Genomic DNA, 16,095 nt, shown 5'->3' on the forward strand with positions numbered 1-16,095 from the left:
TAGAGATGAAATAAGTTACTTTAGCTTGATGCCTCTGGTTTCCGGCGCTCGCCACACCACCAGCATCGCCGCAAGGAAAGCAACCACGGTCGTCGCCAGTCCCGCGGTGAAACCGCCAGCGTTGGCGACAGCGCCAATCAGTAACGGCGCAATAAATCCGCCCAGACGGCCTCCGTTATAGGCGAGCCCCATCAGGAAGCCCCGGGATGAGGTGTCTCCGATGATTTCCGCCAGGAAGGGTCCCGAGCCCGCAAAAATACCGTTAACCCCGAAACCGGCCATGAAAATCGCCACCATCAGAATGAAGGGTTGCGTGGTCACAAGGTACAGCGCGACGGCAATGGCGCCGGTTAACAGATAAATCAGGAACATCGGACGGCGTCCCCACTTATCCGCCAGCACCGAAAACACCAGAAAACCCGCGATGGCCCCAGCCTGCAGCGCAAGTACAAACTTCAGGCTGTGCAAAAAATCCAGATGTTTGACTTCCCGCAGATAGGTGGGTGTCCAGGTAAATACGCCCCAGAACAGATACTGAATAAAAAAGATAAAGACAAAGGCCAACAGCAGACCTCGCAGATTCTGTTTACCCAGCTTGACGGCAGGTTGACGACTCGTCGCCTTCGCCTGTTGACGAGCAAGCCAAACCTGCGATTCCGGTGTGAACCAGGCGACCACACTCATAATGAATACCGGCAGCGCGCCGATCATAAACAGATAGCGCCATGCACCCTGCTCCAGGCCGCCGTTAACCGAGCTGACGATTGCCGTCAGGCTGATAGCCAGAATAGCGCCAACAGGTAAACCCATTTGCATCAGCGCGCCGCCGCGCGCGCGCCGTTCAGGTCGCCAGGTTTCAGCAATCAGCGCCGCGCCCGAGGTCCACATTCCGCCCATACCCAGCGCGCCGCAAAAACGTAAAAGCGCGAAATGTTGTTGATCGTGCGTAAAGGCTAACAGGCCGGAAAAGAGTGAATAGATGGCGATACAGATCAGCGCCGTTTTCACACGCCCAATTTTATCGGCGATAAAACCAAACAGGATCCCGCCAATAATCTGCCCCCCGGCCGTGACGCTGATAAACAGCCCAAGCTCGGCTTTATTAATACCGAACACCACGCCCAGCACTGGCAACAGCAATGAAAGCAGAAAGGAGTCGTAGCTTTCAAATGTCCAGCCAAGGCCGCCCAGCGCCAGCGTCCGCCTCTCAGCGACGCGTTGTGGCAATGCGTCAGGCGTCGCTTTAGTCGCAGTAAATTGATTTAGCTCGCTTTTACTGGTCATTGCTATTCTCCACAGAGGTTAACCGATAACAGGTTGCGGCGGTACGCCAGAACAACTGCGCCTGTTCGTCAGGGGACGCCTGTTGCGCCAGGCGTTTGCAGGCGTTCCAGAAAACGCCGTAGCTGAACATGCCTTTATCGACGGGAAAGTTGCTGGCGAACATGCAGCGTTCGGCACCGAAAAGAGAAACGATGGTCTCAAACCACGGCATCCATGCCTGTGCCAGCATTTGCGAATCCGGCGGCGTCTCTGCCGCTGCGAAGTGAAACCCCCTGACCGTCATCCCAAAGCCGCTAATTTTTACGCATACGTTCGGCAGTTCCGCCAGACGTCGCATACCGTTTCGCCACTGCTGAAACATGTCCGGATCCCGTTCTGAACAGGGTCCAACGCCGACCGGCCCGCCGCAGTGATCGATCACAATCTGTAACGTTGGTATTTCCCGCGCCAGATCGGCAATCTCCTCCAGCTGCGTGTGGTAAACCCATACATCGAGCGACAATGCATGCCTCGCGAGACAGGCAGCGCCCCGGCGGAACGGAGCGCTCTGCGCCAGGCCTGCCGGTGGCGTAACCGGGCTGGAGGTTACCCGCGGATCGGGATGCCAGGCCAACGGATTGCGCATCCCACGCAGCCGCCCGCCGGATAACGCTATCGCGCGCTCAATGGCAGGCTGCATCGCGTCCCCCGCCAGTAAACTGAGCCCGCCGATGATGGCTTCGCATCCGAGCGCGTTTGCATAATGACCGCTGGCGAACATCGCGGCGATACCGCTGGCAAACTCGATTTCACCAAGCGGTTTAAGCGTCTCCGGCCCGTCGCGACGCAACATAGAGCGGCATTGCACATAGACCGATGAGACAACGCGATGCCCTGAGGTCTGGATATCGTCGCTGAACTCATGGGTGAGATAGCGGCCGGTTTGCCGATCCCAAAGATGATGATGCGCATCAATGATGGGCAGCTCGGGTTGTAATGGCGCTTCACGATGTAACGCAAGCCACTCGTTTCTGACCGCAAGGTGCGGCGCGGTAACGATCTCCATGAACACCTCGTTTTGTTTTACCCTGTACAACAGTGTTTTATTTTACAAAACTACTATAACGAGGCTGCCGTGTTTTTATCCAGTTAACGATTGGTTTAAATGATGTAAATAAGAGGTGAATCACAGATGTATAAGGTCGTTAAAAGCGGGGGAAGGGAGGGGCTAACAGAAATTAATATGTTTTCAAGAAGTTAAAAATCAGCCTGAGAGACACCGATACAATGCCTCACCACGAGCAGCAGGCTCCTGCGTAAAACAGTGCGGGCAGCATACGCCACGCAGGCCCACGTAGCGCCGCCGGACAGTTGTTGTCGCCCGGCTTAGCGCAGCGCAAGCCGGGAAAATGCTGAACCTAACGCGCCAGATTATCGTAGCCGCGCCAGCGATAGTTGAGCACCGACAGCGCCCAACAGGCGACAAACAGCCCGACCACCACAAACCCGGCGTCGCCGAGGTTGTCGTTTAACACCCCGACCCAGCGCCATATTCCGCCGCTGAGCGCAAACTTATCCATCAGCAGACCCAGCGCTTCCAGGCCGCCGATAAACAGCGCCACCACCACCGAAGTGCCGGTGATGGTCATGTTGTAGTAAAGCTTGCGCTGCGGCTTGCTGAACGCCCAGCCGTAGGCGCCGACCATCAGCACGTTATCGAGGGTGTCCACCAGCGCCATGCCGCTGGCGAACAGCGCCGGGAAGACCATAATCGACCAGACGGAAATCCCGCTCGACGCGCCGGCGGCGGAGATGCCCAGCACGCCGATTTCGGTGGCGGTATCAAACCCGAGGCCGAACAGGAAACCGACCAGGTACATCTGCCAGCTGCGGCTGACCAGACGAAAGGTTTTGCCAAACAGCCAGCTCATCACCCCGCCGCCGCTGACGATCTCGTCGCTCACCGGCTCACCGCGCTTCCACGCCCGAAAGCTGCGCCAGACGCTGCGCAATATCACCAGGTTGATAAAGGCCATCGCCAGCAGAAACAGCGCCGACACCGCGGTGCCGATGACGCTGCCGGTGTCGTGCAGCCAGCTCATCTGCGCGCTGAAGGCCGTGGCGGTCGCGGCAATCGCCGCCGAGGCCAGCACCACAATCGACGAGTGGCCCAGCGAGAACCAGGCCCCGACGGCGAAAGGCCGCCGCCCCTGTTGCATCATCTTGCGGGTGACGTTATCAATCGCCGCGATATGGTCGGCGTCCACCGCGTGGCGCAGACCGTAGCCCCAGGCCAGCAGGCTGGCGGCCATCAGCGCGCCGCTGTCGCCAAAGGCCTGCAGCGCCCAGCACCAGGCCAGTAGGTTCGCCGCGATCAACCCCAGCACCAGTCCCGCAGCGCGCGGCTGCTGGCGTAAAACTGTCATTATCATTGTTGTGTTCCTTGAGCCTGTCCGCGGGCGGCGGCGATCACCGCCTGACCATAGGCGATTGCGCCGTCGCCGGCCGGCAACTGCTGCGCAAACAGCAGAGTAAAATCCGCCAGATAAAAGGTCAATCGCGCCGCCAGCAGGCGGTTATGCAGCACTCCGCCGCTGCAGACCATCGTGTCGATGCCGCGGGCGGTGGCGCAGTCGCGGGCCATCGCCGCCAGTCCGCTGGCCAGGGCGTCATGGAATGCCCAGGCTTTTTGCGCCGGGGTCGCCTGCCAGCGCAGCCACTGTCGCCAGAAGGTGGCTAAGTCCAGCGCATTGCCGCGCCACGGCAGCGTGACCGGATGGCAGACGCCGGAGCAGCTGGCGGCCAGCGCCTCCAGCCGACAGGCCGCCTCGCCCTCATAGCTCAGGCTCTCCGGGGCGCAGTCCAGCGCGCAGGCGACGGCATCAAACAGCCGTCCGCAGGACGAGGCGCGCGGCGCGTTAATGCAGCGATCGATGGCCTGCGCCAGCAGCGGCCAGTTGCGCTGGCGCAGCGTACCGGTCTGCGGGTAATCCTGCCAGTCAGGGATAAAGGCCAGGCACTGAGCCAGCAGATTACGCCACGGCTGACGCGCCGCCAGGTCGCCGCCCGGCAGCGCAACGGCCGGCAACCCGCCGAGATGTTCGCACTGGCGATAGTTAACCCGCAGGCACTCCCCGCCCCATAGCGCGCCGTTCTCCCCCATGCCGATTCCGTCGAGGATCAGGGCGATGACGTCTCCGCCGTCGAGCGGCCAGCGGTGCTCCGCCAGGCACGCCGCGGCGTGAGCATGGTGATGCAGCACTGTCTCTACCGGCAGCGGCAGAGTCGCCGCCCACTGCGTCGAGCGATAGCCGGGATGGGCGTCAACCACCACCCGCTGCGGCATAAAGGTGTAGACGTTCTGCATCAGCTGTAGCGCACTGCGCCACTGCTGCTCGACGCCCTCCTCGCCAAGATCGCCAAAGTGCTGGCTGAGAACCGCTTCGCCCCCGCGCGCCAGGCAGAAGGTGTTTTTCATGTCCGCGCCCAGCGCCAGCAGCGGCGGAACCTTCTCCAGACCCGGCGGCAGCGGTAGCGCATCCGGGACATAGCCCCGGGCGCGGCGCAGCATTTCTCCGCTCGAGCGCACCAGCGAATCATCCATCCGCTGCACGATGTCGCGGTTATGGAGCAAAAAGCCGTCGGCGATGTCGACTAAGTCGTTGAGCGCCTGAGTATTACTTAACGCCGGCGGGCGGCCGCTAAGGTTGCCGGAGGTCATCACGATAGGGCGCGCCAGCGCCTGCAGAAGCAAATGCTGCAGCGGATTAGACGGCAGCATCACCCCAACTTCCGCAAGCCCTGGCGCAATCTCGTCGCACAGGCCGGAGACCTGCGCTTTGCTAATCAGTACGATGGGCGCCGCCGGGGAGCCCATCAGCGCCGCGGCGTCGGCAGGTAACCCCGCCGCAGAGGGCAGCATCACCGCCAGCGGTTTCGCCGGACGGTGTTTCCTCGCCCGCAGTGTGGCAACGGCAGCGGGGTTGCCGGCGTCGCAGGCCAGATGAAAGCCGCCGACGCCTTTTATCGCCACGATGTCGCCCGCCGCCAGCCGGGCGATAGCCGACTGCAGCGCCGCCTCGCCGTCCAGCGTTTCCCCTTGCGCCCGCCATTCCAGTCGCGGCCCGCAGTCGGGGCAGGCCACCGGCTGGGCGTGAAACCGGCGATCGGCAGGATCGCGGTATTCCGCCTCGCAGGGCGGACAGAGCGGAAACGGCGCCATCGCGGTAAATGGCCGGTCGTAAGGCATCGCGCGAATAATGGTTAACCGCGGCCCGCAGTGGGTGCAGTTGATAAAGGGGTAGCGGTAGCGGCGCGCCCGGGGATCATTCATCTCCGCGAGGCACGCCGGGCAGGTCGCGGCATCGGGCACGATCTGGGTGCGCATCCGTCCCGCCCCGCTCTCGCGGATGGTGAAATCCTGCGGCGGAGCCGCCCAGCGATAAGGGGCGCAGACGAGGCTGTCGATCCGCGCCAGCGGCGGGCAGTGGGCAGCGAGGGCGGCAGTAAAACCATCATCGTCCCCGGCCAGCCGCACCAGCACGCCGTCGCCGTCGTTACAGACATCGCCGCAGCGCGCCTGCCCCTGAGCCAGCTGCCAGACAAAGGGGCGGAACCCCACCCCCTGCACTTTACCGCGAATGCGGATTTGCACCCCGTTCATGCCTGAGCTTACCAGGCCAGCGCCGTGCGGCGACGTTTTTCCTGGTTCATCTGCTCCAGCTTGTTGCGGTCTACGCAGACCAGGGCGTGCGTCGGGCAGACCTCCATGCAGGCCGGGCCGCTGTCGCGGTGGAAGCAGAGATCGCACTTGTTGGCTTCGGCTTTTTCCGCCACGACGTTCAGTCCGGCGCCGCTATGGCGGATCACCGGCCGCACCACTACCTCCATCGCCCCGTACGGGCAGGCGACGACGCAGGTTTTGCAGCCGATGCAGCGCTCCTGCATCACATGAACAAAGCCTTTATCGCGGCTGATGGCGCCGTTCGGGCAGACGTTGGCGCACGGGGCGTCCTCACACTGACGGCAGGCGGTGGCCGTGGAGACATTGACCCCTTTGATGACGTGAATACGCGGCTGAAAGGTGTGCGGCGTCAGGGAGGCGCAGTCCTGATGTTCCTGATGGGAGACCACGCAGGCTACTTCGCAAGTGCGACAGCCGATGCATTTGCTCGCATCGGCGATAATGAAACGGTTCATCCATTTCTCCAGCAGTAAGAGGGTTAGGCGCCGGAGTATGCATAATACGTTCCAGTTTTTATCTTATTGATAATAAGTAAAATTTAATGCTTAGCGCGCTGTCATCGTCAGTAGTGACGATGACAGCTGACGACGTCAGGCGCAGGGACCTGACACCAGCGACTCACGCTCGATCAGCGCCCCGGGGAAACTCTGCTGAACATTGAATTCCCCGCCATCGAGCATAAATATCAGGCGATTAATGCTCTCTTTAATCATCTCCGTCACCGGCACCCGGACGCTGGCGAGCGACGGCACCATGTACGGCGCCAGCACAATATCGTCAAACCCCACCACCGAGACCTGCTCCGGCACCTTAACGCCCAGCTGGTGAAGCTGCTTCATCGCCCCGATGGCCATATCGTCATTGCTCGCCACCAGCGCGCTGTAGGTCACCCCGCGCTGACGCAGGCTCTCCACCGCCGCCGCGCCGGTTTCCGGCGTCCAGCGCCCTTCGGCGATGAGCGCCTCGTTGAGGGGAATGCCGTGGCCAGCCAGCGCGTCTTTATAGCCGGCAAGGCGCTCGACGCCGGTGGGCGAGTCAAGGGAGCCGGTAATAAAGGCGATATCTCGGTGACCCAGGGCAATCAGCCGCTCCACCACCCGCATCGCCGACGCTTTTTGATCGGACCAGACACAGTGGCTGGCGTGGCGGCGCAGCCGGCGGTTCAGCACCATGATCGGCTGCGAGTGGTTCTCAACGATCTCGTCCATCTCGTCGACGGTGAGAAAGCGCGGGTAGATGATGATCGCATCGCAGCGCAGATCCAGCAGATACTGGATCGCTTCCCGCTCCTCTTGCGCGCTGTGCTTGCCGTCGGCGAGGATCAGCTGTCGCCCTTTATCCTCCGTCATCCGCGCCACGTGGTACAGCAGCTCGCTGAAATAGACGCCGTGGTAGAGGGTGTTGGTCACCACCAGGCCAAGGGTTTGCGTGGTTTTGGTCGCCAGGTTGCGCGCCAGCAGATTCGGTCGGTAGCCGCTCTCCGCCACCGCCTTAAACACCCGGTCTTTGGTCTCCTGGCTGACATAGCCGTTGCCCGACAGCACCCGCGACACGGTCGCTTTCGATACCCCCGCGCGCTTTGCGACCTCCAGCATCGTTGCCATGTGATTCTTCCTGTTGCAAAAGTTGCAGGCAGTGTACTGCACGTTTCTGGCTTTTACAGCACCCCCTGCTCACCACCGCGATCCTGCTCGCCGCGACGCTTCGCGATCAAAATCACAAAAATGAGATCATCTTTTTTTATTTCTTGTGCAATCAAATGAAACTCACCATGATTTTGTGGAACCGGTTTCCTATAAAGCATGGTATCGCCCGACGATGCGGCGCGGTAACAGATCAGTACCCTATTGATAAACAGGATAAAATCCGATGTCGAAAAATTATGCAGCCCTGGCGCAACAGATAGTCGCGGCATTAGGCGGAGTCGATAACGTCGTCGCCGTGACCCACTGCATGACGCGTCTGCGCTTCGTGGTCAAAGACAACGAACAGGTCGATAGCCCTACCCTGAAAGGCCTGACCGGGGTGCTCGGCGTCGTGCGCAGCGATAATCAGTGCCAGGTGATCATCGGCAACACGGTCTCTCAGGCCTATCGCGAGGTAGTGAATCTGCTGCCTGGCGACCTGCGCCCGGTCGAGCCGCAGGGCAAAGCGCCGGTCACCCTGAAACGCATCGGCGCCGGGATCCTCGACGCGCTGATCGGCACCATGTCGCCGCTGATCCCGGCGATTATCGGCGGATCGATGGTCAAGCTGCTGGCGATGATCCTTGAGATGAGCGGCGCGTTGCCGAAAGGCTCGCCGACGCTGACCCTCCTGACGCTTATCGGCGACGGCGCGTTTTTCTTCCTGCCGCTGATGGTGGCCGCCTCCGCGGCGGTGAAATTCAAAACCAATATGTCGCTGGCCATCGCTATCGCCGGGGTGCTGGTGCATCCCGGGTTTATCGAATTAATGGCCAAAGCCGCCCAGGGCGAACACGTCGAATTTGCCCTTATTCCGGTGACCGCGGTGAAATACACCTACACGGTGATCCCGGCGCTGGTGATGACCTGGTGTCTGTCGTATATCGAACGCTGGGTGGATCGCATTACCCCGGCGGTGACGAAAAACTTCCTTAAGCCGATGCTGATCGTGCTGATCGCCGCCCCGCTGGCGATCCTGCTGATTGGCCCGCTCGGCATCTGGATCGGCAGCGCCATTTCCGCACTGGTCTATACGATCCACAGCTATCTCGGCTGGCTGTCGGTGGCGATTATGGGCGGGCTGTGGCCGCTGCTGGTGATGACCGGCATGCACCGGGTCTTTACGCCGACCATCATTCAGACCATCGCCGAAACCGGCAAAGAGGGCATGGTAATGCCGTCGGAGATCGGCGCCAACCTGTCGCTCGGCGGCTCGTCGCTGGCGGTGGCGTGGAAAACGAAAAACCCGGAATTGCGCCAGACGGCGCTGGCCGCCGCGGCATCGGCGATTCTGGCCGGTATTTCCGAACCGGCGCTGTACGGCGTGGCGGTGCGCCTGAAACGCCCGCTGATCGCCAGCTTAATCAGCGGCTTTATCTGCGGCGCGGTGGCGGGCATCGCCGGACTGGCCAGCCACTCGATGGCGGCGCCGGGGCTGTTCACCAGCGTGCAGTTTTTCGATCCAGCCAATCCAATGACCATCGTCTGGGTGTTTGGCGTGATGGCGCTGTCGGTAGTGCTGTCGTTTGCCCTGACGCTGATCCTCGGCTTTGAAGATATTCCCGTTGAACAGGCCGCCGCCGACGCCCGAGCGCGCCAGGCCCAGGCCCAGGCAACCCACGCCTGAACACACCATTAATAACGAGGTAACGCATGGCGAGTTTCCCACAGGGATTTTTATGGGGCGGCGCACTGGCCGCCAACCAGTCAGAAGGCGCATGGCGCGAAGGGGGGAAAGGGATGGCCACCGTGGATACCCTCCCCCACGGCGCCCACCGTCTGCCGGTAAAATTAGGCCTGGAGAAGCGCTTCACGCTTCGCGAAGACGAATTCTACCCCAGCCACGAGGCGATCGATTTCTACCACCGCTACAAGGAAGATATCGCCCTGATGGCGGAGATGGGGTTCAGCGTCTTTCGCACCTCCATCGCCTGGAGCCGCCTGTTCCCGCGCGGCGACGAGCAGCAGCCGAATCCGCAGGGCATCGCCTTCTATCGTTCGCTGTTCGAGGAGTGCAAAAAGCACGGTATCGAGCCGCTGGTGACGTTGTGCCATTTTGACGTGCCGATGCATCTGGTGATGGAGTACGGCTCCTGGCGCAACCGCAAAATGGTCGATTTCTTCAGCCACTACGCCCGCACCTGCTTTGAAGCTTTTGACGGTCTGGTGAAATACTGGCTCACCTTCAATGAAATCAACATCATGCTGCACAGCCCCTACTCCGGCGCCGGGCTGGTGTTTGAAGAGGGAGAAAACCAGGAGCAGGTGAAGTACCAGGCGGCGCATCACGAGCTGGTGGCCAGCGCGCTGGCGACAAAAATCGCCCACGAGATAAACCCGCAGAATCAGGTCGGCTGCATGCTGGCGGGCGGTAATTTCTACCCTTACTCCTGCAAGCCGGAAGATGTATGGATGGCGCTGGAGAAGGACCGCGAAAACCTGTTCTTTATTGACGTCCAGGCGCGCGGCGCCTACCCGGTATGGGCCGCGCGGGTATTCCGGGAAAAGGGGGTCACCATTGCGAAGCAGCCGGGCGATGATGAGATCCTCAAAAACACCGTCGATTTCGTCTCCTTTAGCTACTACGCCTCGCGCTGCGCCTCGGCGGAGATGAACGCCAGCAACACCAATGCCGCCAACATCGTCAAATCGCTGAAGAACCCGCACATTCCGGCCAGCGAATGGGGCTGGGGCATCGACCCGCTGGGCCTGCGCATCACCATGAACATGATGTACGACCGCTATCAGAAACCGCTGTTCCTGGTGGAAAACGGGCTCGGCGCCCGGGACGAGATTGACCCCAGGGGGGAGATCAATGACGACTATCGCATCAGCTACCTGCGCGAGCACATCAAGGCGATGCGCGATGCCATCGGCGACGGTATTCCGGTGCTGGGCTACACCAGCTGGGGCTGCATCGATCTGGTCTCGGCGTCAACCGGCGAGATGAGCAAGCGCTACGGCTTTGTCTATGTCGATCGCGACGACGCCGGCAACGGCACGCTGGCGCGCAGGCGTAAAAAGTCGTTCTTCTGGTACCAGAAGGTGATAGCCAGCAACGGCGCCGACCTCGACTAAGCGCGTCTCCCGCGCTCGCCCGTCTCTCCGCGCTAACCGGGGGACGGGCGCTGCTTTCTGTTGCATCTATTACATGTTTTTTTCTCGAGCCTGATTCCAGTTTCTGGTTTGCCTCCCGTTCACAACAACTGGTATTTTATCCAGTATGTTTTCAGGGGTATCTTCAGCAAGGAGCACATCATGAACGCACAGCACACCACCGCAGCCGGAGGGATCGCCAGGGCCATTCGCCAGTTAACCGTGGGATATGTCAGAAAACGCCATGAGAACCGCAAAACGCGGGAGACGCGGCGCTACACCCGCCATGCGGCGCTGAGCCTGAACGGCGACTGGCTGGAGCAGGCGGGATTCCCGGTCGGCACGCAGGTCAGAGTCTCGGTGTCGCCCGGTAAATTAGTGATAGAGAATCTTGAGCTGGCGCCGCCGGTAACGGGGCTCCCGGCCGGTCAGTCGCCCGCCGTCGGGGAGCCCTGAGCACCGCAGGGTTAATCGTCTGCGGCTTCCAGCCGGGCAAAGCCGCCGTGGCCCTGCCAGCCTGCCAGCTGCTGGTACACTCGGGCAACGGCCTCTTTCACCGGCTGGGTCATCGGATAATAAAAACCGACAATATCCGGCTGAATGCCGAGGAAGATCACTTCGCCGACGTCCTCTTTCAGCTGATCGACCAGATAGTTGAGCGGCATGTTATGGGTGGTCATCATAAACATCTCGGCGATGTCGTCGGGGTCGATGACGCGAATGTCGCCGGGGTTTAGGCCCATATCGGTGGCATCGACGATCAGCAGGCGTTCGGGGCGTAATTCGCGGATCGCCACGATGTCGTTTTCCGGCGCGCTGCCGCCGTCGATGACCACCCACTGGCCGGCCGGGTTCGCCGCGCACATTTCCGCCAGCAGCGGGCCGGCGCCGTCGTCGCCCATCATACTGTTGCCGACACAGAGTAAAACGTCAGTCACGTAATCTCCTCACCATCAGGTAGATGGCGCTTTCCTGGTGAATATCATGCAGCATGCTGAGCATTGTTTTGCTCCACGCCTGCTGCTGCGGGGTCTGCGCGGACTGCGCTTTATCAAAGGCGTTGGCCAGCATTGCCACATGGCTGCTGTCGATGACGATTTCGCCATACTTCGGCACCCCCTCCATTTTGCGCCGCGCGACGCTGCCGGCCTCAAGGGTGGCGATCCATGCCAGATACGCGTCCCACGGGCAGCTCAGCGCCGCCTCAAGACAGTCGATAACGCCGAGGTGGTGGCCAATCGCCATGCTGTAATAGACCACCTGCTGCGCCTGATCCGGCGTGGCGTCGTTCTCATCAATAAATTTACGGCTCAGCTGACTGAACACCACCGTCTCGCTCATCGGATACGCGCCCCCTCGACCACCTGGTTGAGATGGGTGACGATCTCGGTCAGACGTGGATCTTTCTCCGCCTCCAGCCAGCGCAGCACCTGGCTGTCGCCCTGGCCGAGCAGACGCATATAGTCGTCGGCAATCTGCCGACCATAGCGATAGCCCGCCAGACGGCGCGCTTCACGATCGATGCGCACCCGCAGGGGTTGCACCATATCGGCGTGCAGCAGCTCGGTCGGCTGTTCGTCAAGCTCGCCCGGCAGGCGGGCGTGAATTTTCTGCTCCAGCAGGCCGAGGGCCATGGCGAAGCCGTACAGGGTGGCGGCGGGCGTCGGCGGGCAGCCCGGGATATAGACATCGACCGGTACGATTTTATCGGTACCGCCCCAGACGCAGTACAGGTCGTGGAAGATGCCGCCGCTGTTGCCGCAGGCGCCGTAGGAGATACAAATCTTTGGATCCGGCGCCGACTGCCAGGCGCGCAGCGCCGGGGAGCGCATCGCGCGGGTCACCGCCCCGGTAAACAGCAGGATATCGGCATGGCGCGGCGAAGGCACCACCTTAATCCCGAAGCGTTCCGCGTCGAACAGCGGTGAAAGGGTAGCGAAAATTTCGATTTCACAGCCGTTACAGCCGCCGCAGTCGACGCGATAAACGTAGGCGGAACGTTTGATTTTCTTCAGCAGCGAGGCCTTCATGCTGGCGATGGATTCATCCACCGTCATCGGCACCGGAATGCCGTTTTCATCGCGTGGGCCAAGTAAAGTGCTCATCAGCTGGCCTCCCTCATGTGGCGGGTCAGTTCAATACGATCGGACGGCACCAGGCATTTCTGGCGCTTGCATTCCGGGCAGGTTTCGAAGCTTTCGCGGTGCAGCTCGGCGCGGGTGTCGCCGTTATGCTTGAGCAGCGCGATGGCGTAGTCGATCTCCTTCTGCACCGCGAACGGCCGCTGGCACTCCCGGCAGTGGCAGATAGCGAAGCGCGACTGCTGGAGAAAATCCTCTTTCTTCCACACCGCCAGCTCATACTCCGGCGACAGCTTAATCGCCGCCGTCGGGCAGACCTCTTCACAGCGGCCGCAGAAGATGCAGCGTCCGAGGTTGAACTGCCACGCCAGCTGGTTAGTGGCCAGATCGGTCTCTACCGTCAGGGCGTTCGACGGGCAGGCGTTCACGCAGGCCGCGCAGCCGATACACTGCTGCGGGTTATGCTCCGGCTTGCCGCGGAAATTTTTATCTACCGGCATCGGCTCCAGCGGATAGGCGTGCGTCGCGGTGCCGGTCTTGATGACTTTTTTGATAAAGGTAAACATGGCGATTCCTTATTTCAGCGGCGAGTTTTTACGCTCGATGCTATAGCGCTCCAGCTCTTTGTACGGCACCACTTTGCTCTTCTTCTTGCGGACATCGACCACGGTCATGCGGTCGGTACAGGAGTAGCACGGGTCAAGGCTGCCGATGATCAGCGGCGCATCGGAAACGGTATTGCCGCGCAGCATATAGCGCAGAGTCGGCCAGTTGGCGTAGGTCGCCGCCCGGCAGCGCCAGCGGTACAGCTTCTGGTTGTCGCCGGTCATGCTCCAGTGGATATCATCCCCGCGCGGCGCTTCTGAGAAGCCCAGCGCGAAGCGGTGCGGAATATAGGTGAAGCCCTCCACCATCAGCGGACCGCCCGGCAGGTTATCGAGACCGTAATCAATCATGTTCAGCGCGGTATAAACCTCGTTGATCCGCACCTTGAGGCGGGAGATGACGTCGCAGCCCTGTTCGCTGTGGACTTCCATCGGCAGCAGGCCGTAGCCGACAAACGGGTGATCGGCGCGGGTGTCGCGGGCGTGGCCGCTGGCGCGCACCATCGGGCCAACGTTGCTGAAGTCGCGGGCGATTTCCGGGTCCAGACGGCCAATGCCGACAGTACGCTGCTCCATGTTCGGGGTGCTGAGCAGCATATCCACCAGCTCCTGCACGTCGCGACGCATCTGCTGCGCCAGCTGGCGGGTCTGGATCATGTCCTCTTTCAGCAGGTCGCGGCGGATCCCGCCGATTAGGTTCAGACCGTAGGTTTTCCGCGCGCCGGTGAGGATCTCGGCCATCTTCATCGAGGTTTCGCGCACGCGGAAGAACTGCATAAAGCCGGAGTCGAAGCCGGTGAAGTGGCAGGCTAGACCGAGGTTCAGGAGGTGCGAGTGCAGGCGCTCCACCTCCAGCAGAATGGCGCGGATCATCTGCGCCCGCTCCGGCACCACGATGCCCATCGCATTCTCCACCGAGGTGGTATAAGCGGTGCTGTGGGCGAAGCCGCAGATGCCGCACACCCGGTCCGACAGGAAGGTGACTTCGTTATAACCCATGCGGGTTTCCGCCAGCTTCTCCATCCCGCGATGGACATAGAACAGACGGTAGTCGGCATCGATAATGTTCTCGCCGTCAACGAACAGGCGGAAGTGGCCGGGCTCATCGGAAGTGACGTGCAGCGGGCCGATCGGCACCACGTTGTTTTTCTTGCTGCCCAGCTCGTTGATGAACTCGTAGGTTTCGGCGTCGGTGGTCGGCGCCGGACGCTGGCGATAGTCCATGCTGTCTTTACGCAGCGGATAGAGTTCGTCCGGCCAGTCGTCCGGCAGCACCAGACGGCGTTCGTCCGGCAGGCCAACCGGCACGAGGCCGTACATATCGCGCACTTCGCGCTCGCCCCACACCGCCGCCGGCACGCGCGGCGTCACCGATGGGTATTCCGGTTTGTTGGCATCCACCTCCACACGCACGGTGATCCAGCATTTGGTGCCCTGCTCCATCGACAGCACGTAATAGACCGCGTAGTGGCCGTTCAGCTTACGTTCATCGTTACCGAACAGCACCGACAGCCAGCCGCCCTGCTGGTAGTAGAGAAACTCCACGACTTCCGGCAGGTAATTGACCTTCACGGTGATGGTTAACTGATCTTTGGTCTGCCAGGCTTCGTCCAGCACCACGCCCGGAAAGGCCTGGTGCAGCGCCGCAAGATAGTGTTGACCGATTTTTTCTTCAGACATGCTCAAACTCTCTTAATCACGCCACCAGCAAGGAGACGAAAGCTAAAAAGGCGAAACCAAACCCGGCCCAGGTGACGCGGGAGGTGGCACAGAAGCGCAGACGCGCCATGCTGTTTTCAAACAGCGCGATGATCAACACCCCAACCACCAGCTTGACGACGGCCACCACCAGCGCCAGCAGCAGGCCGCCGACGCTGAAGCTGGTCATCTGGCCCCACGGGAAAAAGACCCCGACAAACATCTGCAGCACCACCAGCTGTTTGAGGCTGATGCCCCACTTCAGGATGCCAAAGCCGCTGCCGCTGTACTCGGAAAGCGGCCCCTCCTGCAGCTCCTGCTCCGCTTCCGCCAGATCGAACGGCAATTTGCCCATCTCGATAAAGGTGGCGAAGGCGCAGGCGCACAGCGCCAGAATCAGTGGAATGCTGCGCGCTGCCGGCCAGTGATAAAGGGTGTCGGTGATACTGCTGATATGGGTGGAGCCCGCCACCTGCGCGGCGACCCACAGGCCCAGCAGCAGGATCGGCTCCACCAGCACGCCGAGCATCGCTTCGCGGCTGCTGCCCAGCGCGGTAAACGGGCTGCCGGTGTCCAGACCGGAAATCGCGAAGAAGAAACGGGCGATGGCGAACAGGTAGATCAGGGTGATGAGATCCCCAAGCACCGGCAGCGGAGAGTCCACCGTCACCACCGGCAAGGCGGTGGCGATGGTCAGCATCACGCCCACCATGACGTACGGCGTCAGGCGGAACACCCAGCCCGAGGCGTCGGGACCGACGCTCTGGCGGCCCAGCAATTTCAGGATATCCCGATACTCCTGCAGCACGCCCGGTCCGCGGCGGTTATGCAGCCGCGCGCGGGCGACGCGGACGATCCCGGATAACAGCGGCGCGACGGCAAACAGCGCCAGCGCCTGTAGCAATGCAATTAACAGACTCATT

16 protein-coding genes are annotated in these 16,095 nt (G+C 61.3%); 3 read left to right on the forward strand and 13 right to left on the reverse strand.

Annotated elements, in window-relative coordinates; translation table 11 throughout:
* Positions 1 to 15: 15 nt before the first annotated feature.
* From ACOI6Z_RS05855 to ACOI6Z_RS05885, 7 genes are all read right to left on the reverse strand, one after another.
* On the reverse strand, positions 16 to 1,284 hold the full coding sequence (locus tag ACOI6Z_RS05855) for an MFS transporter (RefSeq protein ID WP_032453870.1): 1,269 nt from the start codon (positions 1,282 to 1,284) through the stop codon (positions 16 to 18).
* Positions 1,274 to 2,329 (reverse strand): amidohydrolase family protein, encoded by a 1,056-nt coding sequence (locus tag ACOI6Z_RS05860; RefSeq protein WP_065812322.1) that lies wholly within the window; start codon positions 2,327 to 2,329, stop codon positions 1,274 to 1,276. Before ACOI6Z_RS05860 ends, ACOI6Z_RS05855 begins: the two co-directional genes overlap by 11 nt.
* A 352-nt stretch (positions 2,330 to 2,681) precedes the next feature.
* Positions 2,682 to 3,695, reverse strand: a complete 1,014-nt coding sequence (locus ACOI6Z_RS05865) for a HoxN/HupN/NixA family nickel/cobalt transporter (protein ID WP_048298103.1) — start codon at positions 3,693 to 3,695, stop codon at positions 2,682 to 2,684.
* Positions 3,692 to 5,926, reverse strand: a complete 2,235-nt coding sequence (gene hypF, locus ACOI6Z_RS05870; RefSeq protein WP_065812323.1) for a carbamoyltransferase HypF — start codon at positions 5,924 to 5,926, stop codon at positions 3,692 to 3,694. The genes ACOI6Z_RS05865 and hypF overlap by 4 nt, the downstream gene beginning before the upstream one ends.
* An 8-nt stretch (positions 5,927 to 5,934) precedes the next feature.
* On the reverse strand, positions 5,935 to 6,462 hold the full coding sequence (hydN, locus tag ACOI6Z_RS05875; RefSeq protein WP_004205658.1) for an electron transport protein HydN: 528 nt from the start codon (positions 6,460 to 6,462) through the stop codon (positions 5,935 to 5,937).
* 135 nt (positions 6,463 to 6,597) lie between these two features.
* Positions 6,598 to 7,611 (reverse strand): LacI family DNA-binding transcriptional regulator, encoded by a 1,014-nt coding sequence (locus ACOI6Z_RS05880; RefSeq protein ID WP_044524497.1) that lies wholly within the window; start codon positions 7,609 to 7,611, stop codon positions 6,598 to 6,600.
* A 53-nt stretch (positions 7,612 to 7,664) separates the two neighbouring features.
* On the reverse strand, positions 7,665 to 7,811 hold the full coding sequence (locus ACOI6Z_RS05885; RefSeq protein WP_156835060.1) for a hypothetical protein: 147 nt from the start codon (positions 7,809 to 7,811) through the stop codon (positions 7,665 to 7,667).
* Between the two features lie 65 nt (positions 7,812 to 7,876).
* On the opposite strand from ACOI6Z_RS05885, the gene ascF reads away from it, so the two are divergent.
* The 3 genes from ascF (at position 7,877) to ACOI6Z_RS05900 (ending at position 11,244) form a co-directional block, all read left to right on the forward strand.
* Positions 7,877 to 9,319 carry a PTS cellobiose/arbutin/salicin transporter subunit IIBC gene (gene ascF / locus ACOI6Z_RS05890; RefSeq protein ID WP_044524499.1) on the forward strand — a complete coding sequence of 481 codons (1,443 nt, stop codon included), beginning with the start codon at positions 7,877 to 7,879 and terminating at the stop codon, positions 9,317 to 9,319.
* A gap of 26 nt (positions 9,320 to 9,345) precedes the next feature.
* Positions 9,346 to 10,770 (forward strand): 6-phospho-beta-glucosidase, encoded by a 1,425-nt coding sequence (locus ACOI6Z_RS05895; RefSeq protein ID WP_050533582.1) that lies wholly within the window; start codon positions 9,346 to 9,348, stop codon positions 10,768 to 10,770.
* 180 nt (positions 10,771 to 10,950) lie between these two features.
* Complete coding sequence (locus ACOI6Z_RS05900; RefSeq protein ID WP_044524503.1) at positions 10,951 to 11,244, forward strand: SymE family type I addiction module toxin; 294 nt, start codon at positions 10,951 to 10,953, stop codon at positions 11,242 to 11,244.
* Between the two features lie 11 nt (positions 11,245 to 11,255).
* Here ACOI6Z_RS05900 and hycI read toward each other — a convergent pair whose 3' ends face one another.
* The 6 genes from hycI to ACOI6Z_RS05930 are packed head-to-tail and all read right to left on the reverse strand — an operon-like array spanning position 11,256 to position 16,094.
* On the reverse strand, positions 11,256 to 11,726 hold the full coding sequence (hycI, locus tag ACOI6Z_RS05905) for a hydrogenase maturation peptidase HycI (protein ID WP_017899636.1): 471 nt from the start codon (positions 11,724 to 11,726) through the stop codon (positions 11,256 to 11,258).
* Positions 11,719 to 12,129, reverse strand: coding sequence for a formate hydrogenlyase maturation HycH family protein (locus ACOI6Z_RS05910; RefSeq protein ID WP_065812325.1), 411 nt, complete (start codon positions 12,127 to 12,129; stop codon positions 11,719 to 11,721). Before ACOI6Z_RS05910 ends, hycI begins: the two co-directional genes overlap by 8 nt.
* Positions 12,126 to 12,893 (reverse strand): NADH-quinone oxidoreductase subunit B family protein, encoded by a 768-nt coding sequence (locus tag ACOI6Z_RS05915; RefSeq protein ID WP_002914891.1) that lies wholly within the window; start codon positions 12,891 to 12,893, stop codon positions 12,126 to 12,128. The genes ACOI6Z_RS05910 and ACOI6Z_RS05915 overlap by 4 nt, the downstream gene beginning before the upstream one ends.
* On the reverse strand, positions 12,893 to 13,435 hold the full coding sequence (locus tag ACOI6Z_RS05920) for a formate hydrogenlyase complex iron-sulfur subunit (RefSeq protein ID WP_023290793.1): 543 nt from the start codon (positions 13,433 to 13,435) through the stop codon (positions 12,893 to 12,895). Before ACOI6Z_RS05920 ends, ACOI6Z_RS05915 begins: the two co-directional genes overlap by 1 nt.
* 9 nt (positions 13,436 to 13,444) lie before the next feature.
* Positions 13,445 to 15,154 (reverse strand): formate hydrogenlyase subunit HycE, encoded by a 1,710-nt coding sequence (gene hycE, locus ACOI6Z_RS05925; protein ID WP_004205649.1) that lies wholly within the window; start codon positions 15,152 to 15,154, stop codon positions 13,445 to 13,447.
* A 16-nt stretch (positions 15,155 to 15,170) separates the two neighbouring features.
* Positions 15,171 to 16,094, reverse strand: coding sequence for a respiratory chain complex I subunit 1 family protein (locus tag ACOI6Z_RS05930; RefSeq protein WP_023290794.1), 924 nt, complete (start codon positions 16,092 to 16,094; stop codon positions 15,171 to 15,173).
* Position 16,095 lies beyond the last annotated feature (1 nt).

The sequence above is a fragment of the Klebsiella sp. C239 genome (assembly GCF_048822715.1).
Lineage (GTDB): Bacteria > Pseudomonadota > Gammaproteobacteria > Enterobacterales > Enterobacteriaceae > Klebsiella > Klebsiella quasipneumoniae.